The following is a 15276-nucleotide window of genomic DNA, read 5'->3' as shown; positions in this document are numbered from 1 at the left end:
TTACCGGTAACATGTTACCCATAACATGAATAAGATAAACCCATATTTCGAAGTGAATTTTAAAAATGCGATCATGCGCAAGTTTGGTTTTAAGGAGTCGTTATGGCTGGTAGTAGCATCATTGTGATGGGGGTTTGTGCTTGCGGTAAAAGCACCATTGGTGAGTTATTGGCAAAGCAGACTGGGCGAAAATTCATTGATGGCGATGATCTTCATCCGCGTGCCAATATTCAGAAAATGGCCTCCGGCCAGCCGCTCAATGATGAAGATCGTAAACCTTGGTTAGAGCGCATCCGCGATGCCGCTTACAGCCTCGAAAGCAAAAACGAACATGGGGTGATTGTCTGCTCGGCACTCAAAAAGCAGTACCGCGACCAGATCCGCGAAGGCAACCAAAACGTGACCTTCTTGTTCTTGGATGGCTCGAAAGAACTGATCATGGAGCGCATGCGCGCTCGCCAAGGCCATTTCATGAAAGAGAACATGGTCAACAGTCAGTTTGAAACCTTAGAGCGCCCTGATGGTGAGCCGCAAACCCTGATTATCCCTATTGATTGCTCAGTGCAGGAAGTGGTGAGCTGTGCCATTCAAGCGCTGCAAGAGCAGGAGGGGCTATGATTCATCCTATTTTAGCCAAGGTCACTCAAAACCTGATTGAGCGTAGCCGTGAAGCACGTGCGGCCTTCATTGCACGCAGTCAAGCACAAGAAAAAGCCGGCAAAGGTCGCACCTCACTCTCTTGCGGTAATTTAGCCCACGCAGTGGCGGCTTCTTGCAGCACAGAGAAAAAAGCGATCCTCGATTTCACGCGCAGTAATGTGGCGATTGTGACGTCCTATAACGATATGCTCAGCGCGCATCAGCCTTATCAGCACTATCCAGACCGCATCAAGATGGTGTTAGCCGAGTACGGCCATACCGCACAGGTCGCCGGTGGCGTACCCGCCATGTGCGATGGCGTGACCCAAGGTCAGCCGGGGATGGATATGTCGCTGTTTTCCCGTGATTTGATTGCGCAGGCGACCGCACTCTCCCTTAGTCACAATGTGTTTGATGCCACTTTGCTGCTCGGGATCTGTGACAAAATCGCGCCGGGGCAATTGATGGGCGCGCTCTCGTACGCCCATCTGCCGACTGCGTTTATGCCTGCGGGTTTAATGGCAACCGGCATCAGTAACGAAGAGAAAGTGGATATTCGTCAAAAGTATGCGGCGGGTGAAGTGGGTAAAGACGCACTACTGAATATGGAGTGTCAGGCTTACCACGCGCCGGGTACGTGTACTTTCTACGGCACCGCCAACACCAACCAATTGGTGTTTGAAGCCATGGGGCTGATGTTGCCGGGTTCGGCGTTCGTGCATCCTCATTCGGCGCTGCGCCAAGCATTGAACGATGACGCGACGGTAAAAATTGCCAGCATGACCCAAGGTTCAGCGCAGTATCGTCCGCTCTATCAAGTGGTCACCGAGAAAAGTCTGCTCAATGGGATTGTCGCTCTGCTGGCTTCTGGTGGCAGTACGAACCACACCATTCATATGTTGGCGGTGGCACGTGCCGCGGGGATTTTGCTGACCTGGCAGGACATCAGTGATCTGTCGGATGTGGTTCCACTGTTGGCGAAGGTTTACCCGAATGGCCCCGCGGATATGAATGCCTTCCAACAAGCGGGTGGTGTACCCGCGCTGATGAAGCGTTTGCATGAAGCCAAGTTGCTGCACTCGGATGTCACACCGGTATTTGGTGAGTTTAGTGATCAACTGACGCTGCCTGAGTTGGTGGATGGCGAGCTGCGTTGGGTTGCGTGTGATGGCACGCATGATGCGCAAGTGATCGCGGCGAGTGGCGAGTGCTTCCAAACCACTGGCGGCACTAAAATGCTGAACGGGAACTTAGGCCGCGCGGTGATCAAAGTTTCGGCGGTGAAAGAAGAACAACGCATCATTGAAGCGCCGGCGGTAGTTTTCCAGTGCCAGCACGAAGTAGAAGCGGCTTACCAGCGTGGTGAACTGAATAAAGACTGCATTGTGGTGGTGACCCACAATGGCCCGGCAGCCAATGGTATGCCTGAGCTGCACAAATTGATGCCGATTTTAGGTAACGTGCAAAAAGCCGGATTCAAAGTCGCGCTGGTGACCGATGGCCGTTTGTCGGGCGCGTCAGGTAAAATTCCATCGGCGATTCACGTGTCACCAGAAGCGGTACGCGGCGGTGCGATTGGCTTAGTGCGTGATGGGGATTTGCTGCGCTTGGATTGCACAACAGGCACGCTTGAGAACTTAACCGACATGAGCCATCGCCAAGCTCTCGCTTTAGATACCGAGCGCGATCAGCAAATGTGGGGACGCGAATTGTTTAAAGTGATGCGCCAAGCGGTCTCTTCCGCCGAACAAGGGGCGAGCTTTATTGTTTAACCTTGCTGGATGTACAACATAGAAAAGGCGGTGTATACCGCCTTTTTCATCTTTATCATTTGTGGAGTGCTGGTGTTACACACTTTCACCCGCAGTAAAACGATAACCCATATCCACTATATGTTCTTCAGCGCGCTCACCTTTGAGTGCGGCAATCAGTAGCTCAGCGCTTTTTTCACCAATCGCATAACGTGGCGAATCAACGCTAGTCAGCTTTGGCGTGATGGTGCGGCCGATGTCCAGCGCGTTATAGCCAATCACGGAAAGCTGTTCGGGTACCCGAATCCCACGCTGCTGCGCCACAAGTAGAGTACCAATCGCGATGTCATCGTTGGTGCAGAACACACCATCCAGATCGGGGTAACGCGCGAAGGCTTCATCAAGCAACTGAGCGGCGAGAGAGAAACTGGAGTGTGAGCCAGTCAGCACGTGCTTGATAGGCAGCCCGGCTTCTTGCATCGCTTGGTCATAGCCCTGCATACGCAGTTTGGTGCGGGTATCAAGCCGTGCGCCGAAATAGGCAATCGAACGTTTACCCGCCGCGATAATTTTTTTCACCGCTTGATATGAGGCTTCAACGTGATCCATGCCTACTGCCATGTCAATTGGGTTGGCGGGAAGCTCCATGGTTTCTACTACCGGCACGCCAGAGCTGGCAATCATCTGCAAAGTGCGCTGAGTGTGATGACTTTCGGTGAGAATAAGACCATCGACTTGATACGCGAGCAGCGAAGCAATTTTGCGCTCTTCTTCCTCCTCATCGTAACCAAAGTGGGCGAGTAGGGTTTCATAGCCATTGGCTTTGGTCACCGCTTCAATCCCTTGCACAAAAGAGGCAAAAATTTGGTTCGACAAGGAAGGAAGCAAAATACCAATCGCCTTACTGGATGATTTAGAAAGCATCGCAGGGGCTCGATTTTCAATGTATCCCAAAGCCTCAACGGCGAGCGCTATCTTCTCCCGCGTGGCCGCAGCCACGGAATCAGGGCTTCTCAGATAACGCGACACAGTCATTTTTGTTACGCCAACTTGATCCGCCACATCTTGCAATGTCGCGCGCTGTTTTTTTGTCATAGGTTATTGAGTCTTTTATAAAATGTTATGAGTAACATTATGAAGAAGTGACGGTATGGGTACAACCATTGTGTGTGGTGAATAAAAGGTAATAAAAAAGCCCTGACAAGGTCAGGGCTTAAAAACGTCGATGAAGATTAGTTCATGCCGTAGAAACTAAATTGCTGTTTTTATTCGTTTTCATTTGTTTCTCTGTTCTGTATTTTTATTTTAAATTTCAGTTATTTAAATTTATTTTTGTTTTGGTTTGTCTTCTCTTGTTTCTGGTCTTATCATGATCTCGGGGTACATGTGGGGGTACATGGAACCTAGCCATGTACCCCGAGGAAAAGGACGTTATGGGCAAACTCTACGACAAGCATTTGAAGGCTGTTTTAAATAAATCTCACCTTAAAGTGTTCACTTTGACCGATGGTGATGGATTGGGTGCAAGGGTCTCTTTACAAGGAAACGTGCGTTGGCAGTTTCGCTATAAGATTAACGGCGCAAGCAAACGTGTCGATCTCGGTGACTATCCTGATTTATCGTTGTTAAAAGCCCGCGAAGAAGCGCAAAAGTGTCGAGAATGGTTGGCGGAAGGCCATGACCCGAAACTGCAACGTTCCGTGATTCGACAAGAAACCCTTAAGCCTGTTTCTGTACAAGATGCCCTAGAGTACTGGCTGGTGGAATATGCAGAATCGAATCGTGCTAACGCTGACAAACATCGATCTCAATTTCAAAAACATATTTATCCCTATATTGGCGCTTTGCCACTCGCACAGACGGAAACGCACCATTGGATTGAGTGTTTTGATCGCGTTCGCAAGGGCATTGCTGGTAAGCAGCGTCCAGCACCTGTCGCAGCAGGTTATGTGCTGCAAAATGCAAAACAAGCGCTGCGTTTCTGCCGAGTTCGCCGCTATGCCACCAGCCGTGTTTTAGATGACCTTACCGTAAATGATGTTGGCAAGAAGCAACGCAAAAAAGACCGAGTGCTCACAGCACAAGAGCTCTCAGATTTATGGAATGCAGTCCAGACACCGAACAAGTTTCTTCCCTATTACTGCCATTTAGTTAAGTTTCTCGTTGTGTTTGGTGCTCGCACTCAAGAAGTCCGTTTATCAAAATGGAAAGAGTGGGATTTTGAAGCGTTGATTTGGACAGTGCCAAAAGAGCACAGTAAAACGGATGAAAAAATTATCCGTCCCATTCCTGATGAGCTGGTGCCTTGGTTGCTTCAACTAAAAGAAGACAGTGATAAAGAAACGTTGATTTTGGGAGAAGAGAAAAGCCCTGAAACAGTGAGCCAACAAGGTCGCTTCTTCTGGCAGCGCTTAGGCCATGAAGAGGCGTGGACCCTGCATGATATTCGTCGAACACTCGCGACGCGCCTTAATGAGCTTGGTGTTGCGCCTTATGTTGTCGAGCAGCTTTTGGGTCACAGCTTGGGGGGCGTAATGGCGATTTATAATCGTAGCCAGTATCTACCTGAAAAAAGGGAAGCACTCACAATGTGGCTCGAACATTTAGACATTATGACCAACAAAACAAATAATGTGACGTCGATTATTTCCAGCAAAAGAACCGCGTGAGTTTGATGAGCTACCAACCACCTTACACCATTACCAATCAGATTCTTTCGCTGGTGGCGCAAATCAGCGAATGCTTGGGGCGCCTGTCTGTCAATTGTGCTTCACCTCGTGAGCTGAAGCTGCGCAAGGTTAACCGAGTGAGAACGATTCAAGGCTCCCTTGCTATTGAAGGGAATGAACTCTCTCAAGAGCAGATAACCGCCTTACTGAATGGTAAGCGGGTACTCGCGCCCAAAAAACAGGTTCAAGAAGCACTGAATGCGATCAATGTTTACCAAGAGTTGAATTCATGGTCTTCACATCGTGAAGTTGACTTGCTGCAAGCCCACGAAGTGTTAATGATTGGCTTGCAGTCTGTGATTGGTCGTTATCGTATGGATGGTGTTGGTGTTTTCAAGGATGGGCAGGTATTGCATATGGCCCCGCCTGCGGAGCGCGTGCCAAAACTGATGAGTGAGTTATTTCAGTGGTTGGCCAATGACAATAGCCACCCGCTTATTCGCAGTTGTGTGTTTCATTATGAGTTTGAATTCATTCACCCATTCTCGGATGGAAATGGACGCATGGGCAGGCTTTGGCAAACCTTGATATTGTCCGAATGGAATCCTCTCTTTGCTCATTTACCTGTTGAAAGCTTTATCTATGAGAATCAGCAAGCCTATTATGATGCGATTAATCGCAGTACGCTGAAAGCCGATTCAGAGCCGTTCATTGCCTTTATGTTGCAGATGATCTTGAACGCTTTGCAAGAAACAGAAGCGACCACCCCTCAAGATGCCCCCCAAGTTGCCCCTCAAGTTAAACAACTGTTGGACGTGCTTGAAGGGGAAATGCTTAGAGAAGAAATTCAAGCAATGCTTGGGCTGAAAGATAGAAAATCCTTTCGTGATCGCTACTTAAAACCTGCACTTGAGGCTGGCTTAATCGAAATGACCCTCCCAGATAAACCCACCAGCAAGGTACAACGGTATAGGAAGAGGGGCGTTTGAGATTAATGGCCACCAGTCATATTGGTGGCTATTTCTTTTACCTATTCTTTGCTGCTACGAGCATGATTCTCAGTCGTTCTTTTCAATTAAATTATTCATACATCTCCTTTCTTAACAGCATGTTGTAAAAAATGTGCTCGGTGCTTATTTTCTGAAAATTGTTGATTGGATGCATATCACTAAAATTGTAGTGTTTGAATATCTATTGTATGCATATCGGTTTGTGAGCTGATTCGATACGTCATTATTAGTTTTAGGTTGTGCACAGTCAGAACCTGGCCGTATCAGATAAGTTGTTGGGTTCGAGATATCGGAGAAAATAGTGAGAGGGCGAAATAAAAGAAACACGGGGAAGATTGAGATTTCTGCCATCGACTTCGAACGATGCCCAGCCAAAACCTGGCAGCAGGTAAAAGGTGTAGTGATTCCTGGACGTAATGTCCCTGAACATTGCCAAATTGTTGGTGAAATTGCCAAAGTGCTGATTCAACGATTTCCTCCCGCAATACAGAGAATCTTATTTCCTGTTGGGAGTGAGTTGGCTGCAGCTTGCCATGATATTGGCAAAGTCAGCCCAACGTTTGTTGCCAAGATTTTTAAAGCGTGTGGAATCGATACTCAAACGCTACCCGCTTTAGCTAATGTGAATCCGTCTCTGGAATCGCAATGGGGTGGCCATGCAGGTGTAAGCCAAGCGACCGCAGAAGAAATCATGGCGCCCAAGTACGTTGCGCATATCCTTGGACAACATCATGGCTTTAGCCCAAGTGGTGTTGATGATAAGCGAGGAAATGCGGCGGTATTTGGCGGAGAGTCGTGGTTTGAGGAACGCCGTAAACTGGTGAACCATCTAAAGGAAGTATTGAACACGGAGTGGCCTAAATTTGAGCGAGCAGAACAAGCTAGAGTTGTTGCTGGTTTAACCTCTGTTGCGGATTGGATTGGCTCCGGCAGCTTTTTTGAAGATCCCACTCAAGCATGGAAACCTAATGTTATTAAAGCGCTAAATTGTGCTGGTTTCATAACGCCCTCAATTATCAAAGACATGTCTTTTACTGATATTTTCGATCCAGCTAAACGTAACATGAAACCCAGAGAGGCCCAGATTCAGTTTGTCAATCAGGTTACAGGTCCTGGTGTGTATGTGCTTGAAGCGCAGATGGGAATGGGAAAAACTGAGGCTGCACTCTACGCCGCCTATCGATTGCTTGCTGAAGCCAAAGCCACTGGGATTTATTTTGCGCTACCGACACAACTGACCTCTAATAAAATTTATGACCGTTTTAATTCATTTCTAGAACAAATTATCGCGGCTGAAACACCGAACCGTGCAATGTTACTTCACTCTGGTGCATGGTTGCTGAAACAAGCAGATATGGGTGAAGAGGGCAGTCCAGGTGGCGCTTGGTTTAATCACAACAAGAGAGGTCTTTTAGCGCCTTTTGCTGTTGGGACTATTGATCAGGCGCTAATGGCCGTGATGAATGTAAAACATGGTTTTGTGAGAGCTTTTGGGCTCGCTGGCAAGGTGGTGATCCTTGATGAAGTCCATAGCTATGATCTCTACACAGGCACCATCTTAAATGAGCTGGTGGCGTTTCTTCGGCAAATTGGCTGTACCGTCATTATATTAAGTGCCACGTTGAGCCCTGCTCGCCGTCACTCCCTACTACAACAACGCACTTCCAGTTCTGAGTATCCATTAATTACCGCATTGCATAATGACAGGGATTCTCCCAGCGAAGTTGCTATTCCCTGCGTCGATGGCGCAAAGGTGGAACTGACACATTGCTCCAACGACTTGCAAGCTATCGAAGAGGCGATAAACCGTGCAGCTATGGGGCAACAAGTATTGTGGATTGAGAATACCGTGGCAGATGCCCAACAGCGCTATTTAGATATGGCGAGCAGAGGCGTGGGTTTAGGCTGTGAAGTGGGATTATTGCATTCAAGATTTACTCCGCAAGATAGAGAGAAGAATGAACAGCACTGGGTGAGTCTCTTTGGTAAAGCGGGTTGGTCGCAGCGTCGGCAATGTGGTCGTATCTTAATTGGAACTCAAGTTCTCGAACAATCGATTGACATAGATGCTGATTTTTTGATTACCCAATTTGCTCCGACCGATATGTTGTTGCAGCGAATTGGTCGGTTATGGCGTCATCTTGATGCTCCTAGAGCGACATCAGCACGTTGTGAGTGTTGGTTGTTGGCTCCCAACCTAGAACAAGCACTGAGTTCGCCCTCTTCTGCCTTTGGTCTTAGTGCTATGGTCTATTCGCCCTATGTGTTGTGCCGCAGTTTGGAAGTATGGCTTGGTCTATCTCACCTTGCGCTGCCTTCCAGCATCCGCCCACTGATTGATCAAACCTACTGCGAGCGTGATGAGTCAGCACAGTGGGCATTTTTACTCCACCAGCTCAAAGCAGGCTCACGGTATAAAACAGGTGAAAAAGCGCTGCAAGCATTAGCCAAAATCACCTTAGCAAAGGCGGGAAAAACCTTACCCGAACATAAAGCCGATACCCGCTATAGCGATCAAGATACTTATGAAGTATTGCTTCTACGAGCTATTCGCACTAGTGAGGGTCATACCTACATACGATTGTTGGATAACCGTGAATTGATCTTGCCGCATGCTCGCTACCAATTAAGCAAAGCACAATGGCGAGAACTGGCTGTTGAGCTTCACCAGTCTCTGGTCAAAGTGAGCCCCAAAAATTGTCCAGACAAAATATCCAAACACCAACTTGAGCAACTGCATTTACATCATGTTTTTTATCTCGGTAATCCGGAGGAAGATGAGGCGTTACTCAGAATTGCTTTAGTTAGCCCCGTAGGGGAGTTGCTAACGTTGGATGGGCGCAGAGCCAGCGACAAATATCAGTTGGAATACCGACACGATCTGGGCTACCGAGTCATTGTACAAAAGGAATAAGGATGGAAAATTGCTTTAATTTGATTGATGAGCCCTGGATACCAGTTACAAATGCTGGGCTGGTGAGTTTGCGTGAGATTTTTCTAAACAACGCTCTACGTTCTTTGGGGGGGAATCCCGTGCAAAAAATAGCGCTGACTAAATTGTTGTTGGCGATTGCTCAATCTGCGGCTACGCCAGAAGATGATGAAGATTGGCGACGTATGGGCTATTTAGGTATGGCGGATAAGTGCCTGAGCTATTTAGACCAGTGGCATAACCGATTTTACTTGTACGGCAATATGCCATTTTTACAGATGCCTGCCATCCAGAGTGCGGAGGTAAAATCTTTTGGTGTGCTCTCACCTGAGGTCAGCACAGGCAATACTACGGTTCTCACCGAGTCTCAACAAGAGCAGGCCCATAGTGATGCGGATAAAGCCCTTTTGCTTGTCGTGCAGATGGCTTTTGGATTGAGTGGTAAGAAAACCGATAACTCAGTGGTCTTATCTCCCGGTTATCAAGGGAAATACAATGACAAAGGTAAAGCGGCAAGTGGTAAAGCCGGATCTGCCGTTGGTCATATGGGGTTGTTGCACTCTTTTTGGTTAGCCGAATCGGTGGTTGAGAGCCTTTGGCTCAATCTTTTGACTCAAGAAGACATTGGCGATTTGCCGATGTATTCCATTCTAGGTACAGCTCCGTGGGAACTGATGCCAAGTGGAGAAGCGGATTCTGTAGCCGAGGCCTTAAAAACGTCGCTGATGGGTCGGCTTGTGCCATTAGGTAAGTTCTGTTTGCTGACAGATAACGGTATTCACTACTCCGATGGTATCGCACATCCGAGCTACCTAGAGGGTAAAGCCGATCCTAGCGCATCGGTCGACTTCTCCCAAAAGAAACTGAAGGCATTGTGGGTCAATCCTGATAAAAGACCATGGCGAGAACTGACCGCTTTGTTGCAGTTTATCGAAAGCGGAAAAAGCATTGGTTATGAGACGCCGCAATTGGCACGAACCATCAGGCGAGTCAAATATGGGGTTGAGAGTTTTGCCATCTGGTCGGGTGGGCTGCGAGTGAGCAGTAATGCCGGTGAACAATATGCATCCGGCACCGATGATTATGTTCAGTCAGAGTTTTGGTTACTGTCGAGTGAATTAGGCGATTCTTTCCTTGCCCAACTCAAACAGGAAATGTCGGAGCTTAGTGCACTTCAAAAAACCTTATGGGGTGCTGTCGTCCGTTATTTTAGACAGCTTTCTGATATAGACAAAAGCAGTGCAGGGAAAGCACAGCCTTTTGTGGCGAATCAAGCAGAGCGAGCTACCCATTTATTTTGGCAGTTGTGTGAGAGACAGGCGCAAGCCTTGTTAGATGCTTGCAACGATGACATCGATGCCAAAATTGAACGCCAACGTCTACGAAAGATCTTCGCTGGATATGCCTTGCGAGTCTTTGACCAAGTATGCCCGAACGACAGCACCCGGCAGTTAGATGCTTGGGCTCAGTTTCGGCCAAATTATCATCAATACCTCAACGTCGAATAAGGAGTACGCCACAATGGACAACAATCCTGTGGTAACGCGTGATAGCGCCGTTGCTCAGACATCCAAAACAGGTCGATTTATCACTTATGTTATTGAGCGAATTCAAAAAGACAAAGGGTTTGCGGCTCGTTTGAAACGAGCGGACAACCAGACTACCGAGTACCAAAGTTGGGAGTTATTAGCGAGCTTCGACGTCGATTTAGAAAAAGAGTGGGAGCGCCTGCCCTATTGTATTGTTGGGGCGGCGCTTGCTAAGGCAAAACCGAAAAGTAACGGCCATCTTACCCTTGGACAGGCGATAGCTGCTTGCTATGACGATGGGAATCAGTCCGAGCAAGCCAAAGCACGTTTACGTCGCTTGCTAGCGTGTTCGAGTTCGACAGAAGTGTGCCGTATTCTGCGCCCGCTACTTACTTTGATTGAAAGCAAAGGCGTTGCATTGAATTACCACCAGCTACTGGAACAACTGCTCTGGTATCACGGCAAAGCGCAAGACTCGATTCGTGCACGCTGGGCGCAGGATTTCTATCGTCGATCTGCCAGCACCCAGGCCCATGAGGTGAACTATGAGTGAGCTGTTTGCCAGTGCCCTCCACTTAGATAGACGCGCGGTTAAGGCGCTGAAGATAACGGATGCCTACTCCCTACATCGAGTGGTTTATAGCCTTTTCCCGGATGTGAGATCACCTGAGGAAAAAGGAGGTCATACGCAAAGTGGGATTGTCTATGCCGATCAAGGGGGCGATTTTCATGGCCGCAAAGTGCTGGTGGTTTCGGATCGTATGCCGAACGCTAGTGTAGATGGTGTACACGGTGAAGTAGTGAGCAAGACAATTTCTGAAGCGTTTCTCCACCATCAAACTTACCGTTTTAAAGTGCAAGTTAATCCCGTCAGGAAAGACAAGCAAAGTGGTAAACGTATTGCGGTGAAAGGTCGCCAAGATATCGCTCAATGGTTTATTGAAAGGGCCGCGAAAAGTTGGGGCTTTGAAGTGCATCCACAGCATCTGCAAATCGATAGCATTGAGGTACAGCAATTCAACGATAAACACGGCCGTAAGATCACCCTCGGAAAAGCTCATATTCAAGGGCAACTCCGCGTGACGAATGAACCGCAATTTCACCACAGTTTTAAACATGGCATTGGTAAAGGTCGGGCATTTGGCTGCGGCTTACTGCAAATCGTACCAATCATAGAAAATCCATTTGCCTGATCTGATTTAAGGATAATAAAGATGAACCACACACTAAAAAATACGCGCATTGAGTTCCATATTTTACAGTCATTCCCGGTCACTTGCTTAAATCGAGACGATGTCGGCGCGCCGAAATCAGCCATTGTTGGTGGTGTTTCGAGAGCGCGAGTCTCCTCTCAATGTTGGAAGCGCCAGGTTAGGTTGGCCATGTCGGAGTTTGGTATTCAGTTGGGTGTGCGCAGTAAAAAAGTCGCTGCACTGTTGCAACAGCACTGTTTATCTTTGGGGGCGAGTGAAGATCAAGCCAACGCATGTGGCGAGGTGATGGCTGGATTTTTTGCTGACGATACCTTGTTGTTTATTAGTGACAGTGAAGCAAAAGCCTTTGCCGCGTATGCACAAGAAAAAGAGTTTGACGCCAAATCACTCAAAGACAAAGAGTTAGTAAAAGTGGCTAAAAAAGTTGTGAATAAGACGCTTGATGCGCTCGATATTGCCTTGTTTGGTCGGATGGTCGCAAAAGCTGCTGAAATGAATGTCGAAGCGGCCGCCTCATTTGCTCATGCCATCTCAACACATAAAGTCAGCAACGAGTTAGAATTTTTTACCGCAGTTGATGACCATAAAAGTGAAGAAGAAAGTGGCTCTGCACACATGGGCACTTTGGAGTATAACTCTGCAACCTATTACCGCTATGTCAGTTTAGATTTGGGTCAACTTCAACAAACGCTCGGTGATGATGCCGATCTCAGTACCGCGCTCGAAGCGTTTGTTAAAGCACTTTATGTTGCGGTGCCTAATGCTCGTCAAACCACGCAATCAGGCGCTTGTCCTTGGGAATATGCTCGCGTATTGGTGCGTAAAGGACAACGCCTACAAGCCTCGTTTGAACAACCTGTTCGTGCTGCAGGGGAAGGGTATTTATTACCGAGTAAAAAAGCACTTCAAAACTGGCTAGAGCAGCGTGAAAAACTCTCCGGTTCTCTATTTGCGAAGCAGGGCGATTATGAATGGGGTGATGACTTAGACTACAGCATTGATCATTTGATTGCCGATCTTCAATCTCACTTAATGGTGAGGTAAGTCATGTGCGAAAAAAACGCCTATTTGCTCCTGTGGTTGGAAGGACCATTGCAAGCGTGGGGGCACGATTCTAAGTTTGGAGTACGCAATACACTTAATTTCCCGACTCGTTCGGGGATCTTGGGCTTGCTTTGTTGTGCCCGTGGAGCTGGTGGTGAGCAACGTGAGTGGTTAGAAAAAATGTCGCCCATGGCGATGGAGGTTTTAGCCTTTGAGCGTAGCGATGCTGAGGGAGAACCGATAATGCGGGAAGCTACATTGAGAGATTTCCACATGGTAGGCAGCGGTTATGATGATGCTGACCCTTGGCAAAATTTGCTCATTCCTAAAACAGCACAGGGAAAGAAGCCTAATGGGGCAGGTACTAAAATGACTTATCGTTATTACCTGCAAGATGCCCTCTTTGCAGTGATTCTAGAAATTCCTGCTGATGACAAGGAAGCTTTGGAGGATGCGCTACAGAATCCAAGATGGGATCTCTACCTTGGCCGTAAAAACTGCGTACCGACAGAGCTAATCTACCAAGGTGTTTATCATTCAACTGAGACAGCAAGGCAGCGTGCGCAAGAGCTGGCGGAGAATAAATGCCGTCACTTGAGTTATACCATTGTCGAAGGTGAGCAGGAGGGCGGAGAAGTGTTCACTCTTAATGATGTTCCCGTGCAATTTGGCGTGTCTAAACGTTATCGAGATCGGCGTGTGACGTTATTGGAGCACTAACAATGGCAAAGGGAGAGCGGCTGTTTGTTAAAGTAACGCGTGAATCCTTGCCCCAAGTGAAAGATAAATATCCCTTTATTTATCTTGAACGAGGACGGCTGGAAATTGACGACAGTAGTGTCAAGTGGATTGATGCCGATGCCAACATAGTCCCGATTCCAGTAGCAACGATTAACACATTGCTACTAGGTCCGGGAACCAGTGTAACTCATGACGCAATCAAAACCGCAACTGCGGCAAACTGTTCCATCAGTTGGGTGGGGGAGGATAGTTTACTGTTTTATGCAGCTGGTTTTCTTCCCACTGCAGACACAAGAAATCTAAAGAAGCAGATGTTGTTAGCGGCCAGCGAAGAGAGTGCATTGAAAGTGGCACGCATGATGTTCGCTAAGCGTTTTCCTGATGCAGACCTTGAAGACAAAACCCTAAAAAGCATGATGGGGATGGAAGGAAACCGTGTAAAAGCGCTCTATCAACAAAAGGCCGAGCAGTATGGTGTCGGCTGGAGAGGGCGACAGTTTACGCCAGGTAAGTTTTCTTTAAGTGATCTTACCAATCAAATCATGACGGCTAGCAATGCTGCCTTGTATGGCATTTTGTGTTCAGCTATCCACTCAATGGGCTACTCACCACATATTGGATTTATCCATTCGGGCAGCCCATTACCTTTTGTGTATGACATGGCAGATCTTTACAAAGAACACCTTTGTATTGATTTAGCTTTCTCACTTACACGAGATATGGCAGGTCACTATGACAAACACAAGGTCTCTGATGCGTTTCGAAAACGGGTTATCAGCATGGATCTGTTACAACAAGTCTCCTCGGATATCAATGAGTTGATGGGAGGGGGAAATGCTCGTCGTACTAGCAAATGATTTACCCCCGGCAGTCAGAGGGCGTATGAAGCTATGGTTTGTTGAACCCAGAGCCAATGTGTTTGTTTCTGGCGTAAAAGATTCCGTTGCAGTGACGGTTGTCGACTACTTAATGCAGCATTGCCCAGCAGAATCGGGCTTGATGTTATTTCGCAGTATTCCAGATCCCCCTGGTTATGAGATTCGTTACAAAGGTGAAGTGCGCAAACCCGTGATTCAGCTCTCTGGATTACAGTTGATTGTCGAAACCCTTATTTTGTCAAAATAGCAATATATGGGTTTATTACTGTGCTCTTTAACAATATATTGGTGTCTTCCCCACGCAGGTGGGGGTGTTTCCGCTTCTGTAGAGGTGATGGGTCCAAAGATGTTGTCTTCCCCACGCAGGTGGGGTGTTTCTACATTCGTGATATCAGCGGATGCGCTTGGTCAGTCTTCCCCACGCAGGTGGGGGTGTTTCCAAGGAAATTTGCTACCAAAAGACGTGATCGAGGTCTTCCCCACGCAGGTGGGGGTGTTTCCCAAGCAGCAATAAAAATGGAGAGCAATCCTATGTCTTCCCCACGCAGGTGGGGGTGTTTCCCAAAGCAATTCAACAGAGGCCATCAATCGCCTGTCTTCCCCACGCAGGTGGGGGTGTTTCTATTGCATTGAATTGCCCCACTCTTTGACCACAGTCTTCCCCACGCAGGTGGGGGTGTTTCTCAAAATACTTCTCGCACATCCTGCAAGCGCTGGTCTTCCCCACGCAGGTGGGGGTGTTTCCCGAATACAACGGGCAAGCCTGCGCTAACGTTCGTCTTCCCCACGCAGGTGGGGGTGTTTCCGGTTGATAAAACGCTGCGTAAGTTTTTCGAAGGTCTTCCCCACGCAGGTGGGGGTGTTTCTAA

At 47.9% G+C, this 15276-nt stretch carries 13 protein-coding genes and 1 CRISPR repeat array; of the genes, 12 read left to right on the top strand and 1 reads right to left on the bottom strand.

Annotated features, from left to right (window positions below; genetic code table 11):
• Positions 1-102 precede the first annotated feature (102 nt).
• Together T411_RS0117955 and edd are read left to right on the top strand one after the other, a co-directional pair.
• The gene (locus T411_RS0117955; protein WP_000919108.1) at positions 103-618 is read left to right on the top strand and encodes a gluconokinase; all 516 of its coding nucleotides are present in this window, start codon (positions 103-105) and stop codon (positions 616-618) included.
• A complete protein-coding gene (gene edd / locus T411_RS0117950; protein ID WP_000581730.1) occupies positions 615-2411 on the top strand; it encodes a phosphogluconate dehydratase in 1797 nt (598 codons plus the stop codon). The genes T411_RS0117955 and edd overlap by 4 nt, the downstream gene beginning before the upstream one ends.
• A 75-nt stretch (positions 2412-2486) precedes the next feature.
• On the opposite strand, the gene T411_RS0117945 is transcribed toward edd, so the two are convergent.
• Positions 2487-3485 carry a LacI family DNA-binding transcriptional regulator gene (locus tag T411_RS0117945; RefSeq protein WP_000163079.1) on the bottom strand — a complete coding sequence of 333 codons (999 nt, stop codon included), beginning with the start codon at positions 3483-3485 and terminating at the stop codon, positions 2487-2489.
• Between the two features lie 338 nt (positions 3486-3823).
• Between T411_RS0117945 and T411_RS0117940 the strand changes: the two genes are divergently transcribed.
• The 10 genes from T411_RS0117940 (at position 3824) to cas2e (ending at position 14654) form a co-directional block, all read left to right on the top strand.
• Entirely contained in the window at positions 3824-5059 is a 1236-nt protein-coding gene (locus T411_RS0117940) for a tyrosine-type recombinase/integrase (RefSeq protein ID WP_000517532.1), read from the top strand.
• The gene (locus T411_RS0117935) at positions 5056-6048 is read left to right on the top strand and encodes a Fic family protein (RefSeq protein ID WP_000055635.1); all 993 of its coding nucleotides are present in this window, start codon (positions 5056-5058) and stop codon (positions 6046-6048) included. The genes T411_RS0117940 and T411_RS0117935 overlap by 4 nt, the downstream gene beginning before the upstream one ends.
• Positions 6049-6469: 421 nt before the next feature.
• Positions 6470-8983: a CRISPR-associated helicase/endonuclease Cas3 gene (locus tag T411_RS0117930; RefSeq protein WP_002033573.1), complete on the top strand. Its 2514-nt coding sequence runs from the start codon at positions 6470-6472 to the stop codon at positions 8981-8983.
• A gap of 2 nt (positions 8984-8985) precedes the next feature.
• Positions 8986-10509 (top strand): type I-E CRISPR-associated protein Cse1/CasA, encoded by a 1524-nt coding sequence (gene casA / locus T411_RS0117925; RefSeq protein ID WP_000426542.1) that lies wholly within the window; start codon positions 8986-8988, stop codon positions 10507-10509.
• 13 nt (positions 10510-10522) lie between these two features.
• Positions 10523-11083 (top strand): type I-E CRISPR-associated protein Cse2/CasB, encoded by a 561-nt coding sequence (gene casB / locus T411_RS0117920; RefSeq protein WP_000369825.1) that lies wholly within the window; start codon positions 10523-10525, stop codon positions 11081-11083.
• Positions 11076-11723: a type I-E CRISPR-associated protein Cas6/Cse3/CasE gene (cas6e, locus tag T411_RS0117915; protein WP_001292113.1), complete on the top strand. Its 648-nt coding sequence runs from the start codon at positions 11076-11078 to the stop codon at positions 11721-11723. Before casB ends, cas6e begins: the two co-directional genes overlap by 8 nt.
• A gap of 21 nt (positions 11724-11744) precedes the next feature.
• The gene (gene cas7e / locus T411_RS0117910) at positions 11745-12788 is read left to right on the top strand and encodes a type I-E CRISPR-associated protein Cas7/Cse4/CasC (RefSeq protein ID WP_001016934.1); all 1044 of its coding nucleotides are present in this window, start codon (positions 11745-11747) and stop codon (positions 12786-12788) included.
• Positions 12789-12791: 3 nt separating this feature from the next.
• Entirely contained in the window at positions 12792-13508 is a 717-nt protein-coding gene (cas5e, locus tag T411_RS0117905; protein ID WP_000333273.1) for a type I-E CRISPR-associated protein Cas5/CasD, read from the top strand.
• Between the two features lie 2 nt (positions 13509-13510).
• Complete coding sequence (cas1e, locus tag T411_RS0117900) at positions 13511-14386, top strand: type I-E CRISPR-associated endonuclease Cas1e (protein WP_001051767.1); 876 nt, start codon at positions 13511-13513, stop codon at positions 14384-14386.
• Between the two features lie 25 nt (positions 14387-14411).
• A complete protein-coding gene (gene cas2e, locus T411_RS0117895; RefSeq protein ID WP_000780486.1) occupies positions 14412-14654 on the top strand; it encodes a type I-E CRISPR-associated endoribonuclease Cas2e in 243 nt (80 codons plus the stop codon).
• Between the two features lie 43 nt (positions 14655-14697).
• Positions 14698-15273: direct repeats of the CRISPR family, unit length 28 nt; unit sequence GTCTTCCCCACGCAGGTGGGGGTGTTTC.
• Positions 15274-15276 lie beyond the last annotated feature (3 nt).

The sequence above is a fragment of the Vibrio cholerae ATCC 14035 genome (genome assembly GCF_000621645.1).
GTDB classification, from domain to species: Bacteria; Pseudomonadota; Gammaproteobacteria; order Enterobacterales; family Vibrionaceae; genus Vibrio; species Vibrio cholerae.
The sequence above is the reverse complement of the archived record's forward strand: the minus strand, read 5'-3'. Positions and strand labels throughout refer to the sequence as shown.